The sequence below is a fragment of the Burkholderia sp. Ac-20379 genome, assembly GCF_017104645.1.
Taxonomy (GTDB): Bacteria; Pseudomonadota; Gammaproteobacteria; order Burkholderiales; family Burkholderiaceae; genus Burkholderia.
In genome coordinates, this window is sequence record NZ_JAAGPF010000452.1 from 1 (window position 1) to 4,370 (window position 4,370).

At 68.7% G+C, this 4,370-nt stretch carries 4 protein-coding genes; 3 read left to right on the plus strand and 1 reads right to left on the minus strand.

Translation table 11 applies throughout. The annotated features are described in order from the left end of the window. The first annotated feature begins 508 nt into the window (after positions 1-508). Positions 509-1,504, plus strand: a complete 996-nt coding sequence (locus G3N92_RS31175; RefSeq protein ID WP_206131389.1) for an LLM class flavin-dependent oxidoreductase — start codon at positions 509-511, stop codon at positions 1,502-1,504. 8 nt (positions 1,505-1,512) lie between these two features. On the opposite strand, the gene G3N92_RS31180 is transcribed toward G3N92_RS31175, so the two are convergent. Continuing rightward, positions 1,513-2,679: an alpha/beta hydrolase gene (locus G3N92_RS31180; protein WP_206131390.1), complete on the minus strand. Its 1,167-nt coding sequence runs from the start codon at positions 2,677-2,679 to the stop codon at positions 1,513-1,515. Between the two features lie 167 nt (positions 2,680-2,846). Here G3N92_RS31180 and pdxY point away from each other — a divergent pair, with 167 nt between their 5' ends. Both pdxY and G3N92_RS31190 read left to right on the plus strand, forming a co-directional pair. Next, complete coding sequence (pdxY, locus tag G3N92_RS31185) at positions 2,847-3,710, plus strand: pyridoxal kinase PdxY (protein ID WP_206131391.1); 864 nt, start codon at positions 2,847-2,849, stop codon at positions 3,708-3,710. A gap of 158 nt (positions 3,711-3,868) precedes the next feature. Beyond that, positions 3,869-4,370 (plus strand): FAD-dependent oxidoreductase (locus G3N92_RS31190; protein ID WP_206131392.1); only part of this gene is annotated, 502 nt, incomplete at its 3' end.

Here is a 4,370-nt window from a genome sequence, read left to right on the forward strand (position 1 = left end):
CCTGGCTGGCCGTGCTGTCCTGAATTAGGGAACGAGTTTAGCAACGATCGCCGAAACGCCGCGCCGAGGCAGCATCAAAAACGCCAATTCCACACAAATCAAAACAAATGATTGGCATTTCGATGCAATAGCGGGGGCGTTAACGTAAGCATTTTGCATGGCGCGTGGCGGCTCGTTTGTCAGTCTACGGTCGGCGCGGGTGGGTTCGGCGTTCGATTCCGTACGTTTCCGGCAAAGATTTCGGCCCATTACCGGCGTTTGAGTCACGTTAGCGAAGAAATATGACAGTCACACGGTGCGCGTTTTCGCCGCACGCATTCCGCGCGGCAACGCACCGTTTCCACGCTCGCAACGGCGCGCGCCGTCACCCTGCACCCGGCAGGGTTATCGCGGCGCCGTCAGCGGGGTTGGCGGGGCTTTGGCACAATCGGCGGCACTCGACGTCGCGATGCGCCTGCGGCCTTGCGCCCGCGCCGCGCCGCACGTCCCCACTCTGCGAAGCCATCCCATGATCCCGTTTTCCGTTCTCGATCTCGCGCCGATTCCCCAGGGCGCCGACGCCAGCCAGGCCTTCCGCAACTCGCTCGATCTCGCGCAGCACGCCGAGCGCTGGGATTACCGCCGCTACTGGCTGGCCGAGCATCACAACATGCCCGGCATCGCGAGCGCGGCCACCGCGGTGGTGATCGGCCATATCGCGAACGGCACGAAGACAATCCGCATCGGCTCGGGCGGCATCATGCTGCCGAACCACGCGCCGCTCGTGATCGCCGAGCAGTTCGGCACGCTGGCCGCGCTGTATCCGGGCCGCATCGAGCTGGGCCTCGGCCGCGCGCCGGGCACGGACCAGACCACGGCGCGCGCGCTGCGTCGCGACATGGTCAGCAGCGCCGATTCGTTCCCCGACGACGTGGTGGAGCTGCAGCGCTATTTCGCCGAGCCGGTGGAAGGCCAGCGCGTGCGCGCCGTGCCGGGCGCGGGCCTGAACGTGCCGCTGTGGCTGCTCGGGTCGAGCCTCTTTTCGGCGCAACTGGCGGCCATGCTCGGCCTGCCGTTCGCGTTCGCGTCGCACTTCGCGCCCGATTACCTGATGCGCGCGCTGGAGGTGTACCGCGCGCAGTTCCGGCCGTCGGCGACGCTCGACAAGCCCTATGCGATGGTGGGCGTCAACGTGTTCGCGGCCGAGACGGACGACGAGGCGCGGCGGCTGTTCACGTCGCTGCAGCAACAGTTCCTGAACCTGCGGCGCGGCACGCCGGGCAAGCTGCCGCCGCCGGTCGAGGCGCTCGAGGCCAACGAATTCGAACTGGCGAACGTGGGGCACGCGCTGTCGTTCGCGGCGGTCGGCTCGCGCGACACGGTGCGCGAGCGGCTGCGCCGCCTGATCGCGCAAACCGGCGCCGACGAACTGGTGGTGGCCGCGCAGATCTACGATCACGCCGCACGCGTGCGCTCGTACGAAATCACGGCGCAGGTGCGCGACGAGCTGGCGGCGGAGGGCTGAGCGCGGGGTTACTGCGCGGCGTGCGCCGCAGCCGAAGTTGAAGCCGAAGTTGAACCGGTAGCCGGCGGCACGGATGCCGGCGCCGCCAGCCACGCCAGCAGCGCCTTGTGCACGGCCACCGGATCCTGCATCTGCGGCGCATGGCCGAGCGACGCGAACTCGACCAGCGTCGCGCCCGGAATCGCGGCCTGCGCGCGCTTGCCCAGTTCCGCATAGCGGCCGAGCTTCGCGTGCAGATCGGGCGGCGCGGCGTCCTTGCCGATCGCGGCGGTGTCCTTGCCGCCGATCACCAGCAGCGTCGGCACGCGCAACTGCCCGAACTCGTAAAGCACCGGCTGCGTGAAGCTGATGTCGTCGAACAGCGCCGCGTTCCACGCCACGCTCTCGCGCCCTGCCCCGCGCACCATGCCCGCCTGCATCTGCACCCAGCGCTCGAAATCGGGCGACCACTCGCCGGCGTAATAGGCCGTCTGCTCGTAGCGGCGCACGCTTTCGCCGGTCGTCTTCAGGGCGCGCGCATACCAGTAGTCGACGGTCAGCGGCGGCACGCCGAGCGCCTTGCCGTCCTCCAGCCCCATCGGGTCGAGCAGCACGAGGCGCTGCGTCTGCTTCGGATACATCAGCGCGTAGCGCACCGCGAGCATGCCGCCCGTCGAATGGCCGATCACGATCGCATCCTTCACGCCGATCGATTCGAGCAGCGCGTGCGTGTTGTGCGCCAGTTGCTGGAACGTGTACTGATAATGCGCGGGCTTGGTGGATTTGCAGAAGCCGATCTGGTCGGGCGCGATCACGCGATAGCCGGCCTGCGTCAGCGCCGCGATCGAGCCTTCCCAGGTGGCCGCGCAGAAATTCCGGTCGTGCAGCAGCACCGCCGTGCGGCCGTTCGGATGCGCGGGCTTCACGTCGAGATAGGCCATCTGCATCGTTTCGCGCTGCGACGCGAACGCGTAGCGATGCACCGGATACGGATAGTCGAAGCCTTCGAGTTCGGGGCCGTAGGCCGGGCCGTCGTCGTCGGCCACCGGCAGCGCGGGCAAGGCCACGCTCGCCGCCACGCCCGGCGGCGGCGCGAGGCCCGCGGCCCGGCAGGCGCCGGCCAAGGCAGCCGCCACGCAGGCCGCGGCGATGAAGGCGGTCCAGCGCGGGATCGGGATCGTGCGATTCGGGAACATCGGGGCTACCGGAAGGATGGACGGGACGGCGCGCGGCGCCGACGCAATTTTACGATCGGTAAGCCGGCGCGGTCGTGACGCGCGGCGACGCGCTGTTTACCGCGTATTTCCGCGCGGCAGCGACTTTTGGTATCGTTCGTAGACCCCACCGCGACGAGCCGCCGACCATGAAAAACGTCCTCAGCATCCAGTCGCACGTGATCTACGGGCATGCCGGCAACAGCGCCGCCGTGTTCCCGATGCAGCGGCTCGGCATCAATGTCTGGCCGCTCAACACCGTCCAGCTCTCCAATCACATGCAGTACGGCCACTGGGCCGGCAGCGCGGTCGATGCGCCGAAGCTCGAGCAACTGGTGGACGGCATCGCCGCGATCGGCGCGCTCAAGCGCTGCGACGCGGTGCTCTCCGGCTTTCTCGGCTCGCCCGCGCAGGCGCATGCGGCGGTCGACATCGTGCGCACCGTGAAGTCGATGAACCCGAACGCCTGGTATTTCTGCGATCCGGCGATGGGCCAGACGGGCGGCATCCGGCCCGAGCCGGGCGTCGAGGAATTCATCGTCAACGAACTGCCGGGCCTGGCCGACGGCATGGCGCCGAACCACAGCGAGTTGCAGAAGCTGGCCGGGCGGCGTGTGGAAACCGTGCGCGAGGCGGTGGCCGCATGCCGCGAGATCATCCGGCGCGGCCCGAAGGTGATCCTCGTCAAGCATCTGCACGACCGCAACAGCCCGGCCGATCGTTTCAACATGCTGGCCGTGACCGAGCACGAAGCCTGGATCGGCCAGCGCCCGCTCTATGCGTTTCCGCGCCATCCGGTCGGCGTCGGCGATCTGACCAGCGCGGTGTTCGTGGCGCGGCGGCTGCGCGGCGATTCGATCCGCGCCGCGTTCGAGCACACGCTCGCGGCCGTGCACGCGGTGGTCAAGGCAACCTACGACGCGCGGCGCTACGAACTCGAACTGGTGGCCGCGCAGGACGAAATCGCCAACCCGAGCGAGTGGTTCGGCGCGTGGGTCACCGACATCGAATGAGCGCCGCGGCCGCCGGCCGCCGCTGACACCCCGCCCGTCTCCTTTCCCCCTTTTCTCTCTTCCCCGCCCAGCGCCGCCCGGCACGATTGCCGCACCGTCGCAAATGTGTCATTTTTAGGCAATACGATGCGTTTTGTTGCAATCCAACCGCATCCGTCATGAGCCATTCGTCGTCCGCCCCCATCCCGTCCCATGCCCGCGTCGCGATCATCGGCGGCGGGATCATCGGCTGCTCCACCGCCTATCACCTCGCCAAGGCCGGCATCGCCGACGTGGTGCTGCTCGAACAAGGCCAGCTCTCGTGCGGCACCACGTGGCACGCGGCCGGGCTGGTCGGCCAGTTGCGCACGCAACGAAGCCTCACGCAACTGATCCGCTATTCGACCGAGCTGTACGCCACGCTCGAAGCCGAAACCGGGCTGGCTACCGGCTGGAAGCGCTGCGGCTCACTGTCGGTGGCGCGCACCGCCGAGCGGCTCGTGCAACTGAAGCGCACGGCCGCGCAGGCGCGCGCCTACGGCGTGGCGTGCGAGCTGATCGATGCGCGCGCGGCCGGCGAGCTGTGGCCCGCGATGCGCACCGACGACCTGACCGGCGCCGTCTGGCTGCCCGGCGACGGCAAGGCCAACCCGGCCGAAAGCACCCGATCGCTCGCGCGGG

What these genes read in the sequence shown, in the direction of transcription:
- G3N92_RS31180 (WP_206131390.1), bottom strand. Translation starts at nt 2,679, where the DNA reads ATGTTCCCGAATCGCACGATCCCGATCCCGCGCTGGACCGCCTTCATC.
- pdxY (WP_206131391.1), top strand. Translation starts at nt 2,847, where the DNA reads ATGAAAAACGTCCTCAGCATCCAGTCGCACGTGATCTACGGGCATGCC.
- G3N92_RS31175 (WP_206131389.1), top strand. Translation starts at nt 509, where the DNA reads ATGATCCCGTTTTCCGTTCTCGATCTCGCGCCGATTCCCCAGGGCGCC.